1 protein-coding gene is annotated in these 275 nt (G+C 58.9%); it reads left to right on the top strand.

Features of this window, described 5'->3' with window-relative positions:
* A partial coding sequence (locus tag RVY79_RS19500) for a hypothetical protein (RefSeq protein WP_317466229.1) occupies window positions 1-275 on the top strand: 275 nt, incomplete at both ends.

The following is a 275-nucleotide window of genomic DNA, read 5'->3' as shown; positions in this document are numbered from 1 at the left end:
CGGGCACGACCTTCAAGACCGTCACGCACAATGCTGCGGCGCCTAATGGCAATTTTGGCAAGCCAGGCAACATCAACGATGGCGCCAGCTATAAGGTCGGTGTGCGCGCTGATGCGGGCTATGTCTACGTGGGGCTGGAGGTCACCGGGGATGCGTCCTACTCTGCTGGTAACTTCGCCAACCTATATTTCTCGACCAACCCAGGCAGCGGGTCCAACCTGGGCATCGAGGTCACCAACAATCGCTACTTCATCCCTGGCAGCGCGAGCTACTTC

It is taken from the genome of Chromohalobacter sp. HP20-39, assembly GCF_033052815.1.
Classification (GTDB): Bacteria; Pseudomonadota; Gammaproteobacteria; order Pseudomonadales; family Halomonadaceae; genus Chromohalobacter.
This window is presented reverse-complemented; position numbering and strand designations above follow the sequence as displayed.